Source organism: Methylophaga sp. OBS1 (assembly GCF_026319365.1).
The window spans coordinates 262,344-280,157 of sequence record NZ_JAPDMS010000002.1 but is presented as its reverse complement, the minus strand read 5'-3'; the positions used below and the strand labels follow the sequence as shown (position 1 = coordinate 280,157).

Annotated in this window: 18 protein-coding genes; 3 read left to right on the top strand and 15 right to left on the bottom strand. The window is 53.0% G+C overall.

Features of this window, described 5'->3' with window-relative positions:
- Positions 1–31: 31 nt before the first annotated feature.
- A complete protein-coding gene (locus OMQ46_RS08110; RefSeq protein WP_266236249.1) occupies positions 32–1,294 on the bottom strand; it encodes an MgtC/SapB family protein in 1,263 nt (420 codons plus the stop codon).
- The gene (locus tag OMQ46_RS08105; RefSeq protein ID WP_266236248.1) at positions 1,291–2,208 is read right to left on the bottom strand and encodes a bile acid:sodium symporter family protein; all 918 of its coding nucleotides are present in this window, start codon (positions 2,206–2,208) and stop codon (positions 1,291–1,293) included. Before OMQ46_RS08105 ends, OMQ46_RS08110 begins: the two co-directional genes overlap by 4 nt.
- A gap of 171 nt (positions 2,209–2,379) precedes the next feature.
- On the opposite strand from OMQ46_RS08105, the gene OMQ46_RS08100 reads away from it, so the two are divergent.
- A complete protein-coding gene (locus OMQ46_RS08100; protein WP_266236247.1) occupies positions 2,380–3,426 on the top strand; it encodes an efflux RND transporter periplasmic adaptor subunit in 1,047 nt (348 codons plus the stop codon).
- A gap of 13 nt (positions 3,427–3,439) precedes the next feature.
- A complete protein-coding gene (locus tag OMQ46_RS08095; protein ID WP_266236246.1) occupies positions 3,440–6,607 on the top strand; it encodes an efflux RND transporter permease subunit in 3,168 nt (1,055 codons plus the stop codon).
- A gap of 1 nt (position 6,608) precedes the next feature.
- Here the strand turns inward: OMQ46_RS08095 and OMQ46_RS08090 are convergent, their stop codons facing one another.
- Both OMQ46_RS08090 and OMQ46_RS08085 read right to left on the bottom strand, forming a co-directional pair.
- Complete coding sequence (locus OMQ46_RS08090; protein ID WP_266236245.1) at positions 6,609–7,037, bottom strand: MgtC/SapB family protein; 429 nt, start codon at positions 7,035–7,037, stop codon at positions 6,609–6,611.
- Positions 7,038–7,061: 24 nt separating this feature from the next.
- On the bottom strand, positions 7,062–7,589 hold the full coding sequence (locus OMQ46_RS08085; RefSeq protein ID WP_266236244.1) for a lipocalin family protein: 528 nt from the start codon (positions 7,587–7,589) through the stop codon (positions 7,062–7,064).
- Positions 7,590–7,628: 39 nt separating this feature from the next.
- On the opposite strand from OMQ46_RS08085, the gene OMQ46_RS08080 reads away from it, so the two are divergent.
- Positions 7,629–7,886 (top strand): TIGR03643 family protein, encoded by a 258-nt coding sequence (locus OMQ46_RS08080; protein ID WP_266236500.1) that lies wholly within the window; start codon positions 7,629–7,631, stop codon positions 7,884–7,886.
- Between the two features lies 1 nt (position 7,887).
- Here the strand turns inward: OMQ46_RS08080 and OMQ46_RS08075 are convergent, their stop codons facing one another.
- The 11 genes from OMQ46_RS08075 to OMQ46_RS08025 all read right to left on the bottom strand — a co-directional run bounded on the left by OMQ46_RS08075 (position 7,888) and on the right by OMQ46_RS08025 (position 17,804).
- Positions 7,888–8,916, bottom strand: coding sequence for a DUF2157 domain-containing protein (locus OMQ46_RS08075; RefSeq protein WP_266236243.1), 1,029 nt, complete (start codon positions 8,914–8,916; stop codon positions 7,888–7,890).
- A complete protein-coding gene (locus tag OMQ46_RS08070) occupies positions 8,917–9,327 on the bottom strand; it encodes an MAPEG family protein (RefSeq protein WP_266236242.1) in 411 nt (136 codons plus the stop codon). It abuts the gene before it with no gap.
- Positions 9,328–9,334: 7 nt separating this feature from the next.
- Positions 9,335–10,339 carry an alpha/beta fold hydrolase gene (locus OMQ46_RS08065; RefSeq protein WP_266236241.1) on the bottom strand — a complete coding sequence of 335 codons (1,005 nt, stop codon included), beginning with the start codon at positions 10,337–10,339 and terminating at the stop codon, positions 9,335–9,337.
- A gap of 8 nt (positions 10,340–10,347) precedes the next feature.
- Complete coding sequence (locus OMQ46_RS08060) at positions 10,348–11,160, bottom strand: hypothetical protein (protein ID WP_266236240.1); 813 nt, start codon at positions 11,158–11,160, stop codon at positions 10,348–10,350.
- A complete protein-coding gene (locus tag OMQ46_RS08055) occupies positions 11,157–11,885 on the bottom strand; it encodes a dienelactone hydrolase family protein (protein WP_266236239.1) in 729 nt (242 codons plus the stop codon). Before OMQ46_RS08055 ends, OMQ46_RS08060 begins: the two co-directional genes overlap by 4 nt.
- A gap of 82 nt (positions 11,886–11,967) precedes the next feature.
- On the bottom strand, positions 11,968–12,762 hold the full coding sequence (lepB, locus tag OMQ46_RS08050) for a signal peptidase I (RefSeq protein ID WP_266236238.1): 795 nt from the start codon (positions 12,760–12,762) through the stop codon (positions 11,968–11,970).
- Positions 12,763–12,781: 19 nt separating this feature from the next.
- Positions 12,782–13,294: a DUF4124 domain-containing protein gene (locus tag OMQ46_RS08045; RefSeq protein WP_266236237.1), complete on the bottom strand. Its 513-nt coding sequence runs from the start codon at positions 13,292–13,294 to the stop codon at positions 12,782–12,784.
- Entirely contained in the window at positions 13,254–14,264 is a 1,011-nt protein-coding gene (locus OMQ46_RS08040) for a class 1 fructose-bisphosphatase (RefSeq protein WP_266236236.1), read from the bottom strand. Before OMQ46_RS08040 ends, OMQ46_RS08045 begins: the two co-directional genes overlap by 41 nt.
- Positions 14,265–14,422: 158 nt before the next feature.
- Positions 14,423–15,238: a formylmethanofuran dehydrogenase subunit C gene (locus OMQ46_RS08035; protein ID WP_266236235.1), complete on the bottom strand. Its 816-nt coding sequence runs from the start codon at positions 15,236–15,238 to the stop codon at positions 14,423–14,425.
- On the bottom strand, positions 15,235–16,140 hold the full coding sequence (fhcD, locus tag OMQ46_RS08030) for a formylmethanofuran--tetrahydromethanopterin N-formyltransferase (protein WP_266236234.1): 906 nt from the start codon (positions 16,138–16,140) through the stop codon (positions 15,235–15,237). Before fhcD ends, OMQ46_RS08035 begins: the two co-directional genes overlap by 4 nt.
- Complete coding sequence (locus tag OMQ46_RS08025) at positions 16,137–17,804, bottom strand: formylmethanofuran dehydrogenase subunit A (protein ID WP_266236233.1); 1,668 nt, start codon at positions 17,802–17,804, stop codon at positions 16,137–16,139. Before OMQ46_RS08025 ends, fhcD begins: the two co-directional genes overlap by 4 nt.
- Between the last annotated feature and the right edge of the window lie 10 nt (positions 17,805–17,814).

Sequence of the window (17,814 nt, the reverse complement as noted above, 5' to 3'; positions counted from 1 at the left end):
TCTGCCGCGAAAGAAACCGGTGACTTGAGCGTCACCAATACCCCAACCATGTGGCCAGGACGCCAGCCACTCCGGCCAGCACTAAGGGTAGTGCCGTTCTAATCGCAAGCTGACGACCACCAATCAGCCCGGTCATGACCCCTTTCACCATACTGTTGGCAGCGGCGGTAATCACCAGCCCCATCACAAACAATCTGGTCGATAAATCATTATCCGTCATGCCAATCAGCGACAGCATCATGGCATCAATATCCGCCATGCCCGACACCGCCGCCAGAATCAGTAGACCGGCATCACCATAGGCCTCACGCAACAGCACGCTGAGCAGCATGACTGCGGTCAGAATAGCACCGAAAGTCAATGCCGTTTTTAATTCCAGCGGATTCTGCAGCGTCGATGACGTACCCAGTGAACTGGATGATTTAGCAAAGCGATAAAGTATCAGCGGCAGATAGGTCACTAAAGCCATCAGCACCACCGGTGGCCACAAATCCCTTAATAGAGAAGGTGCCAACATGGCAACTACAATCAGTATTCTGACGTAAGCGGTACCGCAAGCAATCAGAATACCGCTGGAGGCTACCGGTGCCACTTCCTGGTTCTGTTTACCCAGGCGGGATAAATGCAGCGTCACTGCCGTGGAAGAAGCCAGGCCACCGAACAGGCCGGTGAACAGAATCCCGCGGTGGGCGCCACCAATTTTTATCGCGAAATAGCCGATAAAGGAGATGGCCGCGATTAGCACAACCATCATCCAGATACGATAGGGATTGAGCGCCTCCCAGGGGCCATAACCCTGATCAGGCAGCACTGGCAACATCACCACCGATATCAGTAATAACTTAATACCGGCACGCAGCTCCTCCAGCCGCAGTTTGCTGATCAAACCGTGCAGTTGCGGTTTGTAACTGAGCAGCAATACCATCACCACCGCAGAGGCCGAGGCCTGGGTAACCTTGCCAGAGGTGGCCAGTGCACCCAGTACAAAAACCAGTAAAGCGGCAACCAGGCTGGTAATGCCCCATTCCCCTTCCTGGCGCTGTTTAATCAGGAAAATACTACCAATCACCAGTGTCAGAGCCAGAAATCCCAGCCCCAGCACCAGCGGCTCAAATGTCTGCGCCAGCATGCCCAACACACCACCGAGCAAACCGATTAAACCGTAAGTCCGCACCCCGGCAATACGCTGACCTTCCTGACTATCACGCTCCTGCCAGCCGCGCTCGATACCGATCATCAGTCCGATCGCCAGCGCGACCAGCAACATGTAAAGGCTTTCGATTTCTGCGCTCATTGGCCTTGTCTCCTATCCCGCCATTGCCAGAATGCCGCCAGCAACGACCCACTGATATTGTGCCAGATACTGAAAAGCGCGCCGGGCAGTGCCGCCAGCGACGCAAAGTTTTTCATTGCCAGCGCAACGGCAAGTCCCGAATTCTGCATACCGACCTCAATCGCCAGCGTCCGGCAGATAGCCGCCTCATAGCCGAAACAGCGGCCGGCCAGATAACCCAGCGTCAGTCCCAACGCATTATGTATAACGACGGCGGCCAGCAATGTGAAAGACAAGACCGCCATGCTGTTCCTGTTCAAGGCAAACACAATGGCGATGATAAATACAATTGCCAGCGTTGCCAGCAATGGACAAATACGCTGAAGGGGAGCGACAAGCCTCGGCAGGCAGTGATTCAGTAGCATACCACCCACTACCGGCGCAATCACCAGCGCCAGAATAGTCTGCAACATCGAGCCGACAGGTACCGCAATATCGGCATCGATATAGAACCAGCTCAGCCAGGGAGTGAGCACCACCGCCAGTAGCGTCGATAAGGCTGTCAGTGAGATGGACAAGGCCACATTCCCGCCGGCAAGGTAGGTCATCACGTTGGATGCTGTGCCGCCGGGGCTGGCCCCTACCAGAATCAGACCGGTTGCCAACAAAGTCTCCAGCGCCATGCCATGACTGATAAGCCAGGCCAGCAGCGGCATCATCACAAACTGAAGACTGACGCCAAGCAGAATCACCGCTGGCATGGTGAGCACCCGACGAAAGTCACTCAGCCGCAGTGTCAGCCCCATAGCAAACATGATCACCGCCAGCAGAGGCAGAATCGCCGACTTAAGGCTGACAAACCAGGCAGTCTGCCACCAGGCCAGCAGACACAGTAAAATCGCCCAGACCGGTAGTAAGCGGGTTAAGCTATGCATATGTAAAAAATTGTAAACATCGGCACTCAAGACTTGCCATACGGGTCTTTGACATCATTAAATTAGCTTTTTTCACAACGCTGGTCACTTAACCGGGAACTAATCTCGGCTTTCCAGCCCCTATATTCGGTCAGACATTGACCATACGGACATTTTGCAACGGGATTTTTCATGCGACATCTAAGCTGGCTGCTTTTCAGCCTTTTTTGCCTGACTGTTAACGCTGATGATGCCACTCCGGTGTCGACCGCTTCCCCCACCCAATCTACCATAGCTGAAACTCTGACCCTCTCCGGTTCGCTGACTGCGGAAAGACAAGCCATGCTGTCACCCCGGGTCGATGGCCTGGTCAAGGAAGTCCTGGTTGATGCCGGTTATGAAGTCAATCAGGGCGACCTTCTGCTTAAACTGGATCCGGCCATTGCCAGCCAGCAGTATGCCCAGACCCAGGCCGCCACCGTAGAAGCCGAAGCAGCCCGCAACGAAGCCCAGCGGTTGGTCAATGAAGCCCAGAGCCTGCGCAAAAAGAACTACATTTCCGAGAGTGAACTCGCCAATCGCCAATCCAATCTGGCGCTGGCGGAAGCGTCTCTGGTCGCTGCCAAAGCCACTGAGCGTGCCGCGCTGGAACAACTACGTCGCCACGATCTACCCGCGCCATTCGATGGGGTTATCAGTGCCAAGATGACCGAGGCCGGGGAGTGGATTAACCGCGGTACGGCGGTGCTGGAACTGGTGGCAACGGATAAAGTGCGTCTTGATGTCAATGTCCCCCAGGAACAGTTTTCCTCAGTCAACCAGAACAGCCCGGTGGAGGTCATTCCCGATGTTTATCCCAACCGTCGGTTGCCGGGTAAGATCAGCGCAATTGTACCGGTCAGTGATCCTCAGGCCCGCGCTTTTCTGGTCCGCGTTGTCGTCGATGCATCTGATATCGACCTGCTGCCCGGTACCTCGGCTACCGCTGTGATCGGTCTCAGTGGTGACGGTGGACAGAAGTTGCTGATTCCGCGCGATGCCCTGTTGCTGCATCCGGATGGTGGTTACAGCGTGTTTGTGGTCAACGACGGTATCGCCGAGCGGCGCCAGGTCACTATTGGCCAGCAGAGTCAGAGTGGGGTCAGCATTGTGGACGGTCTGGAAGCCGATGCCCGCGTCGTCGTACGCGGTAATGAAGTCCTGCGTGATGGTCAGGCTGTCACCGTCGTCAACCAATAAGGCTGCTTGAACCATGCTGGAAGCCCCCATAAGAAACGGCAAACTGCTCACCGTCATTGTCCTGATTATCGTGGTGCTGGGTATTGCTGCCGCGACCCGTATACCGATACAGATGATCCCGGATCTGGATGTGCGCACTATCAGCGTGGTCACCGGCTGGCCTGGCGCTACCCCGCAGGATGTCGAGAAAGAGATCCTGATTGAACAGGAACGCTACCTGCGCAGCGTACCCAATATGACCCGAATGGAGTCTCTGGCCGATACCGGCCAGGCGCAGATAGAAATGGAATTCCCTTTCGGCGTAGATATCAATGAAACTTTGATCGAAGTCTCCAACGCCCTGAGTCAGGTACCCAGTTACCCGGAAAACGTGGATCAGCCTACGATCCGTAGCAGTTCCTTTTCCGAAAATGCTTTCATGTACTTTGCGGTCAAGCCTTTGTCTGGCAATCCGCTGAATCTTGATATGGATATGGTCACCGATTTTGTCGATGATGATATCCGGCCACGCATGGAACGCGTCACCGGCGTTTCGGAAGTGCAGCTGCGAGGGGGGGCAGAGCGTCAGATTCAAATAACCATCGACCCGGCCAAGCTGGCACAGCGTGGTTTAACCCTGACCGAAGTCCGCGATGCCATTCGTGAACGCAACAGGGATACTTCAGCCGGTGACCTGGACGACGGTAAACGTCGATACTTTATCCGTACCACCGGCCGCTTCCAGGATTTACAGAGCCTGGAAGAACTGACCCTGGCGCATCGCAATAACACCGACATCAAGCTCAAGGATGTCGCCGAGGTGCGGCTGGATCACTACGAAGTTCGCAATATTGCGATTGTTAATAATGAAGAAGCCCTGACCATGGCGGTCAAACGTGAATCGGGCTCCAACGTGATTAACATCAAGGAAGAAATGCTCAAGGTAGTCGAGGAGATCCGTCAGGATCAATTGCATCCCAACGGGATGACCATTGAGCTGATTGGTGATGATGTGCGCTATGTCCAGGCCTCGGTAGATAAAGTCAGTTCCAATCTGGCTTTGGGTGCCGTGCTGGCGACCCTGGTACTGTTCCTTTTCCTGCGGTCCGGCCGGGCTACGCTGATCGGCTTGATGGGAATGCCGGTCTGTACCATTGCCGCTTTCCTGGGCCTGTTGGCTTTTGATCGCACGCTGAACGTGATTTCTCTGGCCGGGATCGCCTTTGCCATTGGTATGACGGTAGATAACACCATTGTCGTGCTGGAGAGTATCGAACAGTGCCGCCGCCGAGGCCTGGATCGAATTCAGGCAGCGATTACCGGTGTGCGTGAGGTGTGGACGGCGGTTCTGGCCTCGAGTATGACGACCGTCCTGGTTTTTGCACCAGTATTGTTTGTCCAGGAAGAGGCCGGCCAGCTCTACTCCGATATCGCGATTGCCATATCCACAGCCATTCTGGCCTCGATGCTGTTTGCCGTGGGCGTAGTGCCGGCAGCCTGCGCCCGGGCCGGTTTCGGTAATGATCGTGATCATGGCGACGATCTGTCTCACCCCGGCCCTATCCTCAAATCCGTCAGCTGGCTGAATGCTGGTCCAATACGTCGACTGGCCTGTATAGTGCTGATTTTCGCCGGCACAATGGGCGCTGGTGTCTATCTGATGCCGCCCGCTGAATACCTGCCGGAAGGGGAAGAGCCCAAGGCCTTCAGCGTGATGACCGCCCCACCCGGTTACAACCTGTCAGAAATGCAAAAAGTCGGTGAAGAAATCCGTAGCCATCTGGTGACTGCCCTGGATGCCGATCCGGCCAGGTTCGACAATGGCGAGCATGAACTGCCTTCATTGAAATACTATTTTCAACGCATTGCACCCGGGGTGGTCTGGGTGCTGAGCGAGCCGACCCGGGCTGAAGATATTGAGCCGATGATGGACGCGCTCACCGAGATGTTTGAAAGTTACCCCGGCATGCGCGGTTTTTCCCACCGGGGTTCGATTATTGCCAGCAATCAGGGCGGTACCCGGGCCGTGAACCTGGATATTTCCGGTGCCGATCAGGAAAGCCTCTATTCCACGGCTGAAAATGCACTGCGCAATGCCGAAACGCTGTTTGGAGACCCGCAGATTGAATCCGAACCCGCCGCCTTGTCACTGGACCAGCCGCTGGTGGAGGTACGACCGCACTGGGACAGGCTGGCAGAGGTCGATATGACCGCCGATGATTTTGGTTACACCGTGGCGGCCCTGAGTGACGGCGCCTATGTCGGTGAGTTTTTCATGGATGATGACAAGATTGATATGTTCATCTTCAGTGCCGCCGGCCAGAATCAGAAACTGTCGGATCTGTCGACAATGCCGGTTATGACACCTGAAGGTACCGTGTTGCCGCTGAATGCGCTGGCAGATATCACCGAAACCGTCGACAGTGATCAGTTGCGTCGTGTGGATGGGCGTCGGACCGTCACGTTATCAATCATTCCACCCCGTGAAATTGCACTGGAAACAGCCGTTAACATGGTGCGTACCCAGATGCTGCCGGAGATGCAGGCAGCGGGTGAGGTCGCAAAAGGCGTGTCCATCAGTATTTCCGGCGCCGCCGATCAGCTTGATGCTACCCGCGAATCACTGTCGGGTAATCTGGTGATTGCCCTGTTGCTGATTTACCTGCTGCTGGTCGCCATTTTCAGTCACTGGGGCTATCCTTTGCTGATTCTGACCACCGTGCCGCTGGGCATTGCCGGGGGTATTGTCGGGCTGGTAGCCATCAACCATGCCGGTCCCCTGCTCAACCTGGTCGGGCTACCTGCTATTATTCAGCCTTTCGATATGATCACCATGCTGGGCTTTGTTATTTTGCTGGGGACGGTGGTGAATAACCCGATTTTGATCGTGGAACAGACCCGGATCAATCTGCGGGATAAGCGCATATCCGTGCGTACTGCGGTCAACCAGGCTGTCGCCACGCGGCTGCGCCCGATTCTGATGTCAACCACCACCACCGTGTTCGGATTGGCACCGCTGGTGTTTATTCCCGGTGCGGGTACCGAGCTCTACCGCGGTGTGGGTATCGTGGTGCTGGTCGGTATTCTGTGCTCAATGATCGTCACATTGACCTTCCTGCCCAGTCTACTGATCAATGTGATGACCTGGGTTGAGAAGCGGCGTCAGCGTTTGGAGGCCCGGGCTGAACCGCAACAGGGTTAAATCAATCCGCTTGTTCGCGTTTAAGGAAGCGGCCAAACTGAAAGATCAGGTAGCCGATAAAAGACAGCACCAGTGCCACTTCATATCGGCTGTAGGCCACTGAAATACCGATAGCGCCGGTGAGCCAGATCCCGGCCGCATTGGCTGTTCCCATAGTACGGCCGGACTCCTTGATGATCGCACCGCCGCCGATAAAGCCCATGCCGGTAATGACGCCATACATTACCCGCGCCTCGGCATCACTGCCTTCATAGACATCCATCGCCACCAGCATAAACGCACAACAGGCAATCGACACCAGTGGATAGGTTCTGAGCCCGGCCCCTTTAGCCAGATATTCACGATTCAAAGCAATCGGTAGTGACAGTAAAAAAGCGATACCGATCTGATATAGATTGAACCAGACCAGTGTGAAATCAATTTCAGGCATTGTGACCTCCCTGCAAGTCAGTAATCAGTATTCTGCGTTTGAGTGCTGCTCGACGAAGATCAGCGAATCCACATCAAAGCCTTTTTCCTCGGCCACAGTAACAAAATGTGTTTTGAGCTCCTCTGACACGTTGGGCGCCCTGGCCAGTAACCATAAATATTCACGGCTGGGCCCACTGATAAAAGCATACTGGTAGTCGTCATCCAACTCGAACACGATGTAGCTGCCATAGAAAGGCCCGAAAAAAGACACTTTAAGGTGGGCGATATTGGGATCGGCGACAAAATAGGCTTTGCCTTCAGCCTGTTCCCAGGCATTTTCCTCCGCTGAATAACCCCGGTTAATCACCCGTATCCCCCCTGCTTCCCGCATCTCATAGTCAGCGGTCACCCGGCTCAATCCGCGTTCGAAACGATGATCCAGGCGGGCAATTTCATACCATTTGCCCAGATAGCGATCGACCTTGAATGATTGTACTGGCTCAATACCCTCTGGCACCGAAGTACAGGCACTGGCCAATAACAGAACAAGAACCATCCCATATAAACGCATTTTTCACTCTCCTGCCGTTATTGTCCGCCTATGTCAAAAATGAAAGCAACGCTGTCGGAAGCTGATCACTCACGGCTGATCGAAATGGCCTGGGAAGACCGCACGCCATTTGAGGCCATTCGCTCTGTCTATGGTCTCGATGAAACCGATGTTATCCGTTTGATGCGACGCTCTCTCAAACCCGGCAGCTTTCGTCTCTGGCGTCAGCGGGTCAGCGGCCGGCATACCAAACACCAACGTTTACGGCACCCCGCCGTTAGTCGCGCCTATTGTCCAAGCCAGTATAAAACTCGCTGAGTCAGCGTTTAGCCAGTAATTGTTGCACTACCAGAGGCATCCTGCCGCGCAGACGCTCGCTGAGTCGATTTTCATGGCGTTGCCACAACACACCAAGATAAATAATCAACAAACCCAGAGCACTTAACACCACTGGAAACAGCAAACTGTCTTCAAACACCTGGTGTGACAGATAGCCCAGATAACCCGCCACACCCAGGGCACCGAACACGACAAACACACGCCGCAGCAAGATTACACCAACCCCAATCATCAGCAGGTTGATCATAAAGTAGCCGAATTTGGCCAGTTCGCTGTCACTGTGCTGCATCGATAAGCTACACCAGAATGTCAGCACGCCGAACAGATACAGCCAGAATGCATAATCCCTCTGGCTGTGACGGCTGCGGATATCAACCCAGAAAGCCAGCAGGGTCATCAGTAACCCGAAATACATTGACACCAGCGCCCGGATTTCAAAGTCCAGTCGTTCAAAAGCCAGCCAGGCGGCCAGATCCATCGACAAGTACCACAAAGTAACGGCAATGGGCATTAACAGGAATGGGTATTTATAGCGCCAGGCTAGGGTGGTGCCCACAGCCAGTGTCGCCAGCTCCAGATAGAGCCAGTGCCACTGAATGTAACGGTGGAAATCACGGTAGGCACTACTGTCGGGCCACAACCCGAGGCCCTGCTGCAAACCGTAAACTGCAAGCGGCGTCAAAGCCACCACAAAGGTGGCACAGATCCCGGCTGGGATCGCATAACCTCTGCGCTGAAATAAATCACAGAGTTTCAGCCCGACACCGGCATAGAGCAGCGCGATGAAAAACAGCCCCCAGCCACCGAAGGCTTCCCAGCCCAGGGTCATGAACAGGGTCATCGCGCCAATCGCTATCAGCCCCCCCAGATAGTAAAGGACGTGGGTGAAATCAAATACCGGCCCGGTTCCCGGCTGTGCACGCAGGAATTCTATTAAGGCCTCAGCCTGCTGTTCGCTCAGGATCTGCCGGCTCACCGCTGCGTCCAGCTGCTGTCTGCTGATTTTCATTCAGCCACCAAAATTAACATCGGCCACCGCTTTGAGGCCGATATAAAAACTGCAGAGCCAGCCGATCATAAACACCAGCGAACGATAAGGCGCCATATCCAGCATATAAAACACAGGATGCGCAATCCGGCTCAACAGAAACAGGGTAGCCGCATAACTGAACTGATTGAGATCGGTGCCAGAAATGAAAGCAAGCACACACATCACAGCGTAAAAGATCAGTGCTTCCCAGGCATTCTTCTGTGCTGCCAGAACGCGGCCACCGAGACCGGTCATCTGTGCCTGTTGCCGTCGCGGCTGTTTGTTATCAAAGTAACCGAACTGACGATAGCGCAGATAACCACCGAGCACGGCCAGTGTTATCGGCAACAAGGAAACGATAAACAGGGTTTGAAACAGAAATGGCATCATCAATCCTTTAAGGTCGGGAATCAAGTTGAGAAAGCGCCTTCAACAGTGCCTGATGGAACTGCTCGGGTGCCTGGATATGCGGGGAGTGACCCAGCGCCGGAAACAGCTGCAGGCGGGCGTCGGGTATGCTGCTGACGCTGATTAAAGCCAGCTTCCGGTAATTACCCAGCGTTTGCCGTGAGGCCTCATCAGCATAGCCTTTGCCCACGGCGGTATTATCCTGCGTCCCGATAAACAGCCAGGTCGGCACCACCAGGTCGTTAAACTGATGCACCACGGGCTGAGTCAGTATCATGTCGTAGATTTTGGCAGACAACCAGGCGGATTTTTCACGGTCAGCCTTGAACTGGCCCGCCAGCATCTCTACCCAGATGTCGTAGGCAGGACGCCATTCGTCGGCATAATAAGTGTTCTGCTGATAGCGTTTTATGCCCTCAGCATCAAGTTTCAACTGCTGCTGATACCAGGTGTCGATGTCAATATATGGCACCCCTTTTTGCAGCCAGTCTTCCAGTCCGATAGGGTTCACCATCAACAGCCCGTCCACCTGATCGGGATAGAGCAACGCATAACGCGTCGCGAGCATGCCGCCCATGGAATGGGCCAGCAGGTAAAAGTGATCGATCTCCAGATGAGCAAGTAAGGCCTGGGTATTGGCCGCCAGTTGATGAAAACTGTATTGATACTCCAGTGGCTTGGAAGACTTACAAAAACCAACCTGATCGACGGCGATCACGCGATAACCGGCGTCACTCAGTGCAGCCAGTGTGTCACGCCAGGTGGCGGCACAGAAGTTCTTGCCATGAAACAGCACTACCGTCTCACCATTGGCCTGGCCACTGGGCGCCAGATCCATATAGGCCATCTCCAGCTCCTGCTGCTGGGATGTCAGCGAAAACTGCGCCACCGGGTAGGGATAATCAAAATGTTCCAGTCGAAAGCCGGTATCAGCCTGGCTGGTCAGACTGAACATTAACAGACTCAACATTAAGATGCGCTTCAGGTGAAACATATTGCCTCCTAATTATGTCTGGCCGCCGGCCACCAGAGCTGCCCCTCATATTCCGGCTGACGAAACTGGCTGACTTTTGCCTGGACCTCGGCGGACAATAAATAATCCTGCAGTAATTGGGCGCCGGCCGCATTCACGCCCTCCACTTTTTCAGGATTGACCCGGCTGATGGCCATCACGCGCTGCAGCAAGGGATCGGCTGAGACCAGGATCTCAAGATCCGGTCGGTGTTGCTGACTGAAGCGGATAAAAGGTCCCGCGCCCCAGAGGGTGTAGGCGCCCCGTTTATCGGCCTGTTGCATCGCCCGGCCCCTGGCAACCCCGGCATCGATCAGCCAGCCGGATTTGTCTGGTCTGCCCGCCTGCCGCCAGAGCAGTTCAAACAAGTCATTGACGCCGCTGATCTGATTCAGCAAAAAAGGTTGTTGTTTATCGGCGATCTGTTTCAATGCCGCTGAAGCACTGTGCATACCCGCGATACCAGCCGGATCCGATGACGGACCAATCAGCACCTGCTGATTGGCAAACAGTAATCTTGGCCAACGGCCAAAGCCCTGCAGCACGAATTCCTCGAAGGGTGGTTTGCCATAGTGGGCGATCAGCAGATCGGCCTGCCCCTCTCGCGCCCGTTCAAAAACAGCCTCCCCACCATATATCTCAACTTTATAACCACTGCTTTGTTCGAATGCCTGCAACAGATAATCTATCAGGCCACTCTGATACGGCGTATTAACCACAGCCAACCGGATTATACTGTCATCGGCGCGGAGCTGAACACTGAACAGCAGGCAGATAAGTAGCGGAAAACAGCGCCAGTTCATCTGAGCTTGGCTTCAAGAAAATTGAGCAGACGCTGCCAGGATTTTTTATCTGCCTGGGGGTGATATTTCGGATTATCAAACTTGGTAAAGGAGTGCTGCGCACCACCGTAACTTATCATTTCATTTGGCGCCTCATCCTGTTCCATCGCCAGGCTCAGTGCAGCGAATTCAGCCATCGAAATATTCGCATCTGCGGCACCATGCTGGACCAGGATCTCCGCCTTAACGTCTTTGTAATCCTGTCCGGCCGGTGTCCCCAGTCCACCATGAATGGCAACAAAGCCTTTCATCGGTGAGCCGGCCCGCGCCATTTCCAGCACAGCCGTACCGCCCAGACAGTATCCCATCATCACCGCATTGCCGGTATCGGCACCCAGTGCTTCTGCCTTCGCCAGCGCCGCATTGATAAGCCCCCTCATCCGCTGCCTGTCACGATACAGCTCACCGGTATGGTGACGTTTGTCGGCGACCGCCACCGGTCGCACGCCGGCACCATAAATATCCGCGACAAAGACACTGTATCCGAGCTCATGTAGCATTTTTGCTCGGCGGAATTCATAGCTTGTCGGTCCATCCCAGTCATGTATCAATATCACAAGCGGCGCTGAGACTGAGGCTTCCAGATAATAGCCCTCCAGGATTTCGTCCTGATACCGATACTCCAGCGTTTCAGCGGACAAATGACTGCTGATGAGTAGCAATAAGGAACCGAAAAAATAACGCATTTTTCTTCCTTTCAATAATTGAGTCGAGATGAACAGTTCAAACAACTGAGCCCAGGTGATGAGGCTGTTGTTATTAGCAGGATCAATCAATAAGACTTTTACTCACCAACCTGCCTTCTGAGAGCACCACGGAGACGACCCTGCCATGGATTTTAGCGAGATTCAGTGGTCCCCAAAACCGACTGTCGTTACTGTTGAGACGATTATCTCCTAACACAAAAACTTCATTCTGGTCCAGAACGTAATCAGAAAAGCTTGGCGCGACACCATGAAATATGGTGTCCTTGAGTTCTTCACCATTCACTATCAACTTATCTTCAGCTATCGTGATATGGTCATTTTTTTGGGCAATAACACGTTTTATCCATATCGTATTGCTCTTATAAGACTGATTCTCTGGTGGGTAGAATGTCACTATATCATCAGGTTTGACTGGTGCATGCCGGTAAAATCCGGTATCGACAAGTAACAAATCTCCTTGTTTTATTATCGGTAACATTGACACGGAACTCTGTCGGTAAATATTAAATCCAGCAATGTCTTCTCTAATAAAATGCTTCGTGCCGGAATTCATAAAAACCAAGAAGGTTATGAGATATATGATTATCCGCAACCAGGGAATTTTCTCCGGTGCCCTCAACTTTCTAAACGCAGCCAAAGCAGATAGTGTCGCCAACGAAAGGTATATAACAATGTTTAAAAAGAGATAAGTGATAACCCCGAAGGGTTTAAAAATCCACTGTGTCCATCCCAGTGTGAGCGTAGGCAGAATCAATAGTAGTAAGCCCAGGTAAGCCCACCTGTCATGCCGTGCGTATATAAAACCCAAACCAGGTAGAAGTAATGAGCTTATTCCTGCAATCCATGCTTTTGCCATAAAAGACTATCCATAATCGCTATTTGTGTAACGCTTCTATCGCTTTTTGATTTTTCTCAATCTGTTGCTGCAGTGATTGCATGTTTTGCTGATGTTGCGCATCAAGTTTGTCCATTTTTTCAAACAAGCCATATTCACGGGTTGCTACCCGCCCGTCACCGTAGTCATAAGTTCTGGCCTGCAATTTTTGCATCTCACTCTGATGCTGCTGTTGCAGTTGGCGCATCTGCTGTTGCAGTTCATCATTGCGTTGATTGAGCTGGCGGATTTCATTGACCCGAGATTCTTCCTCGAAAGTTGCAGTCACCGACTGCTGGGCCTTGACCGCCTCTGTTCCGGGCTCGCGAACATCGATATGAATCGTCTTAGCCTGTTCTGAACAGGGCTGATCACTGAATGTTACAGCGCCATTGACCTTGCATTTATAGACCTCGGTTGCCGCGACTGGGAGACTCAGCCACAGCAGACACAGGGCGATAAGCAAGCGCCGGTCAGGCCTGCTGATGATATTTGATAATGCGGTCAACTTCATTTTTTGATCCCAGGATCACCGGCACCCGCTGGTGAATATCTTGCGGTTGAATCTCCATAATACGCTGATAACCGGTCCAGCTCTGCCCGCCCGCCTGTTCGACTATAAAACTCATTGGATTGGCCTCATACATTAAACGTAAATGCCCACCCTGTTTCACCAGACGGCTGTCCATCGGGTACATGAAAATGCCACCACGGGTGAGAATACGGTAGATCTCCGCCACCATGGACGCATTCCAGCGCATATTGAAATTCTTTTCCCTGTCACCATCAATACCTTGAATACACTCATCAACATAACGGCGCACCGGCGCTTCCCACAGGCGATGATTGGAAACATTAATGGCAAATTCGGCCGTATCCATAGGGATATTCATTTTGGGATGGGTGAGGATAAACTCGCCGATATCGCGGTCCAGCGTAAAGCCGTTCACTCCATGTCCGGTGGTCATGATCAACATCGTTGACGGGCCATAGACACAGAAACCGGCGCAGACCTGCTCGGTACCCGGCTGCATAAAATCCTTCAGTGAAGGGTTTTTGCTCTGTTCCGGGCAGCGCAGAATAGAGAAGATAGTGCCTACGGAAAAGTTAATATCGATATTGCTGGACCCGTCCAGTGGATCAAAACAGACAAGATATTTTCCCTTGGGATAACGGGCCGGAATTTGAATAATTTCCTCATTTTCCTCTGAAGCCATCGCCGCCAGGTGACCGGTCCATTTCAAATGATCGATCATGACCTCATTACTGATCACATCGAGCTTTTTCTGCGTCTCACCCTGCACATTTTCTGAATCGGCATAACCACCCAACCCAGACAGACCGATGCGACCGACCAGGTGAGAGATTTTCTTACAGGCACTGGTGATATCACTGAGCAGACCGGATAGATCACCAGTTGCGTCAGGATGCGCTCGCTGTTCCTCGACAATAAACTGAATAACGGTTTTGCCGTTGTCAGACATGGACCATCCCTCTCATTTCAGTGCCAGATACAGGCTGTACTCAGACAGTTTATAATCCAGAGATTAAACCAATTTTTCAGCTTTGCCAAAGACCTTAGCGGGGACAAAAAAGCCTGCTTTAAAGCAGGCTTTTTCTGGGCTTTCGAATTCGGTAAAGCCTATATTTTTACCAGGATTTCACCCATGCCAATGCCGGATAAATCACCGGCATAGCGCTGCACACGTGAAAAGGGTTCTACCCTGGCAAACTCGGAATCGAGTTTTCTGAATGAGGCGAACATCAGTGGCAAAAACGCCAGTGTGTGCGAGCCGCAATCGTTAAAGTTGGCAGAAATACCCTTTTGCGGGGCTTGTTGCAGCAGCAGGGTACCACGCTTCATCGCATACCCCAGATGCGCGCCCACCTGTCCCAGCACAGCTATAGTCCCGGAAACCATCCGTGAACCACAGTAATCACCGGCATTACCTTCAATCAGGATCATGCCACGACGCATATGATCGCCAGTGCGGGCACCGGTATTGCCAGTAATCACAACAACACCGCCGGTCATGCCATTTTTATAGCCAATCCGGGCGGCACCGACAAAGTCACCGGCATCACCGTTGACCTTGATAAAGCCTTTTTTCATCTCACAGGCGGTGTATATACCGGTGTTGCCGTTTACGATGATTTCTCCTCCCATCATAAACTGACCCAGATACGCGCCTGCATTGCCATTGACGGTAATCGTGCCGGTGCTCATACCATGACCAATATGATCCAGCTTGTCGGTGGCCTTTTCAAAACGCATGACGGCAGGATCGTCACCTTCGATATCAAACAGCTCATCCACCCGTTGCTTCTGATTACCAACGACCAGGGGGAGTGCTGCGATATCGCTGACGCTTTTACCTTCCAGCTTATCCACCGTCAGCGGTGAGCAGTCGACACGCTGCGCCGGCGCAGATTTGAGAGTCAGAATCAATTCGCTCATGCCATGATCTCCTGCAGGTGAAAGTGGAACGGCCCCAGTTTGCCGCCGTAGTTACCGGCACTGATGCGGCGGATACCATTTTCGGCGCCCAGTTCACAAGCGGCCTGAATGCCGGCCCGCATCGCCTTGTTAATGTCACCTTCTGTGAGTCCATCAATGACGATTTCCATCACCGATTCCACTTCCGGCGACAGTTCGGTTTTGGTCTGACCTTTCAAGGTCGGGCAGAAAGCATCGTTGGTGGACGCATTCAGTGCCTTGTACTTGGAGCCGACCTTGGAGCCACTGCGAACCACACCGCCCGGGAACGGCATAATCACATTAGGCAGCTTGCGCATTTCCCGAATCGCCGCCTCACAGGCTGCCAGCGCCTGGGGCTGGGATTCAGCCAGGATCAGGAAGTTACCACCACCAACCGAGGCACGGATCCCAGTAGTTTCTTCTGCCAGAAATTCACCATCCATGACCGGAATACGCCAGTAACGCTTGCCATCAATCATCTTGGATATCTGGTAGCCATCACCAAAGAAACGCAGGTTCTTACCCAGTGGGATCTCTTTTTCTTCCTGGTCCATGGGTAAACCAGAGAAAAGCGCTGATGTAGGGGAAGTAAGTACACACTGACCAGCACGGGTTTCAACCTGTTTAGCCAGCCCTTTTCCGCCCATCGCAAAAATCAGACAGGCGACACCGGGACGTCCATCCGGTGTTTCGTGAGGCTCCAGCGTGCGTTCAATCCCCGCTTCACAACCACAGGCAATCACCGAAGTCGCAAAACCGGTAAAGGCCTGGGCTGAATTCATCGCCCACTCCAGGTTCTGTGCAGTGATGATGACGCGGGTGCCGCGCATCGGAAAAGCTTCGGCGAAAGTCTCGTCAATCGTGACGCCGTTGATAATCATAGTTTTCCTCCTTGTTTCAACGGCTGAATGGTCAGACTGCCGCGTCCGTCATCGACGATTTCATCATCACTGATTTTGAAGTTGCCCATTTTGATGGTGTGATATTTATCGAAATAAGACTGCAGCGGTTTTTCAATTGAAGCGTCATAGTGCGGCTTGACCACATGGGTGGTGCCCCAGGTGATTTTGATCAACTGACCATTCTTGACCACCATCTGACCGTCCTTGAACACATAATCCGGACTGCTGAACATTTTTTCGCGATCCGGGTGATCGCTGTAAACGGTAATATCGGCCGCCGCACCCACGCCCAGGTGGCCCCGGTCGGAGAGACCCAGCAGTCTGGCGGCACCGGCGCGGGTCATGGTGGCGATCTCGTAAAGTGAATATTCCCGATCAAGCGATGCCAGATGGGTCGCCTGTTGTGCTTCCGGATGCAAGGTCGACAACATGTCGTTACGGAAAGATTTATCCATCAGCAGCTTGATCAAATGAGGATAACTGGTGAACGGCGCTCCATTGGGATGGTCGGTGGTCAGGAAGATCCGCCAGGGATCATCGACCATCAGGAAAGTCTCGAGACCAATCATCCACTGCAAAGCGTTGACGAAGCTCTGGTCTTTGTATTTGAAAGGCACAACACCACAGCCCGCTTCGCACTCGATATCCATGCACACCCATTTGTTGGGATGGGCATGCGGTGCACCGGCAAACTGACGCATATTATCACCGGAAGCGGTCACAGTCTGACCGAACAGGATCTGACCAACATCGACAGTAATATTCTTGTTACGGTTAATAGCTTCGGCGATTTCCGCCGCACCGGAAGAGAATTTCTGATCACCTTCGGTGCCGTAACTGTGGAACTGGATGTGGGTCAGGTGCATCGGCAGCCCCTCAATCCCCTGGATACTATCCAACGTCGTATCCTTGTTCCCCGGAACCCCCAGATTACAACCGTGCACGTGCAGTGGGTGCGGTACGCCCAGCTCGGTCACGGCTCGGGACAGACGCTGCAGAATCTCACGCGGAGAGACATTGTAGAAGCTGTTTTTCTCGTCCAGATCCAGCTTGCGCTGATTAAATTTGAACGCGTTAATCCCACCCGGGTTGACCACTTTCAGGCCCAGTGCCTGGGTGTGGGTCAGGGTCCAGGCGACATAGTTATTGATGGCTTCCTGATCCTCATTGGCCGCCATCATTCTGAGCAGAAAATCATCACTGCCCAGCATCGCATAGCCGCCTTTATCAATAATGGGGGTGTCATGCATTTCCATATGGGCCTGACGGGCATTGATAGGCAGCACAGCGGGCTCAAAACCGGCGGTATACCCCATTTCGGCATAGCGATAACCGGTGGTCAGCGTACTCGGTGCCGCATGACCACAACCACTTCGCATCAGCTCGGTACGCTCGATCAGGGATTCGGCATGATCCTCGGGCAACATCGTGCGGGCAATATTGACCTTGCCACCACCGATATGGGTATGCATATCAATGGCGCCTGACATAATGATTTTGCCGCGCACATCAATTTCTTCATCGATCTTGCCATCACTGGGGGCATCGACAATACGACCATCACGGATATAGATATCGCGAACCACATCATTAATACCGTGTTCAGGATCAATGACACGACCGCCTGTAAGTTTAGTTAGCATCTTGGTCTCC

Excerpts from the sequence above, each read along its gene's own strand:
- fhcD (WP_266236234.1), bottom strand. The coding sequence starts at position 16,140 with ATGATTATCAACGGCGTCACGATTGACGAGACTTTCGCCGAAGCTTTT.
- OMQ46_RS08025 (WP_266236233.1), bottom strand. The coding sequence starts at position 17,804 with ATGCTAACTAAACTTACAGGCGGTCGTGTCATTGATCCTGAACACGGT.
- OMQ46_RS08075 (WP_266236243.1), bottom strand. The coding sequence starts at position 8,916 with ATGAAAATCAGCAGACAGCAGCTGGACGCAGCGGTGAGCCGGCAGATC.
- OMQ46_RS08055 (WP_266236239.1), bottom strand. The coding sequence starts at position 11,885 with ATGCGTTATTTTTTCGGTTCCTTATTGCTACTCATCAGCAGTCATTTG.
- OMQ46_RS08090 (WP_266236245.1), bottom strand. The coding sequence starts at position 7,037 with ATGCCTGAAATTGATTTCACACTGGTCTGGTTCAATCTATATCAGATC.
- OMQ46_RS08110 (WP_266236249.1), bottom strand. The coding sequence starts at position 1,294 with ATGAGCGCAGAAATCGAAAGCCTTTACATGTTGCTGGTCGCGCTGGCG.
- OMQ46_RS08095 (WP_266236246.1), top strand. The coding sequence starts at position 3,440 with ATGCTGGAAGCCCCCATAAGAAACGGCAAACTGCTCACCGTCATTGTC.
- OMQ46_RS08045 (WP_266236237.1), bottom strand. The coding sequence starts at position 13,294 with ATGAAGTTGACCGCATTATCAAATATCATCAGCAGGCCTGACCGGCGC.
- lepB (WP_266236238.1), bottom strand. The coding sequence starts at position 12,762 with ATGGCAAAAGCATGGATTGCAGGAATAAGCTCATTACTTCTACCTGGT.
- OMQ46_RS08080 (WP_266236500.1), top strand. The coding sequence starts at position 7,629 with ATGAAAGCAACGCTGTCGGAAGCTGATCACTCACGGCTGATCGAAATG.
- OMQ46_RS08085 (WP_266236244.1), bottom strand. The coding sequence starts at position 7,589 with ATGCGTTTATATGGGATGGTTCTTGTTCTGTTATTGGCCAGTGCCTGT.
- OMQ46_RS08070 (WP_266236242.1), bottom strand. The coding sequence starts at position 9,327 with ATGATGCCATTTCTGTTTCAAACCCTGTTTATCGTTTCCTTGTTGCCG.
- OMQ46_RS08105 (WP_266236248.1), bottom strand. The coding sequence starts at position 2,208 with ATGCATAGCTTAACCCGCTTACTACCGGTCTGGGCGATTTTACTGTGT.
- OMQ46_RS08035 (WP_266236235.1), bottom strand. The coding sequence starts at position 15,238 with ATGAGCGAATTGATTCTGACTCTCAAATCTGCGCCGGCGCAGCGTGTC.
- OMQ46_RS08065 (WP_266236241.1), bottom strand. The coding sequence starts at position 10,339 with ATGTTTCACCTGAAGCGCATCTTAATGTTGAGTCTGTTAATGTTCAGT.
- OMQ46_RS08040 (WP_266236236.1), bottom strand. The coding sequence starts at position 14,264 with ATGTCTGACAACGGCAAAACCGTTATTCAGTTTATTGTCGAGGAACAG.
- OMQ46_RS08100 (WP_266236247.1), top strand. The coding sequence starts at position 2,380 with ATGCGACATCTAAGCTGGCTGCTTTTCAGCCTTTTTTGCCTGACTGTT.
- OMQ46_RS08060 (WP_266236240.1), bottom strand. The coding sequence starts at position 11,160 with ATGAACTGGCGCTGTTTTCCGCTACTTATCTGCCTGCTGTTCAGTGTT.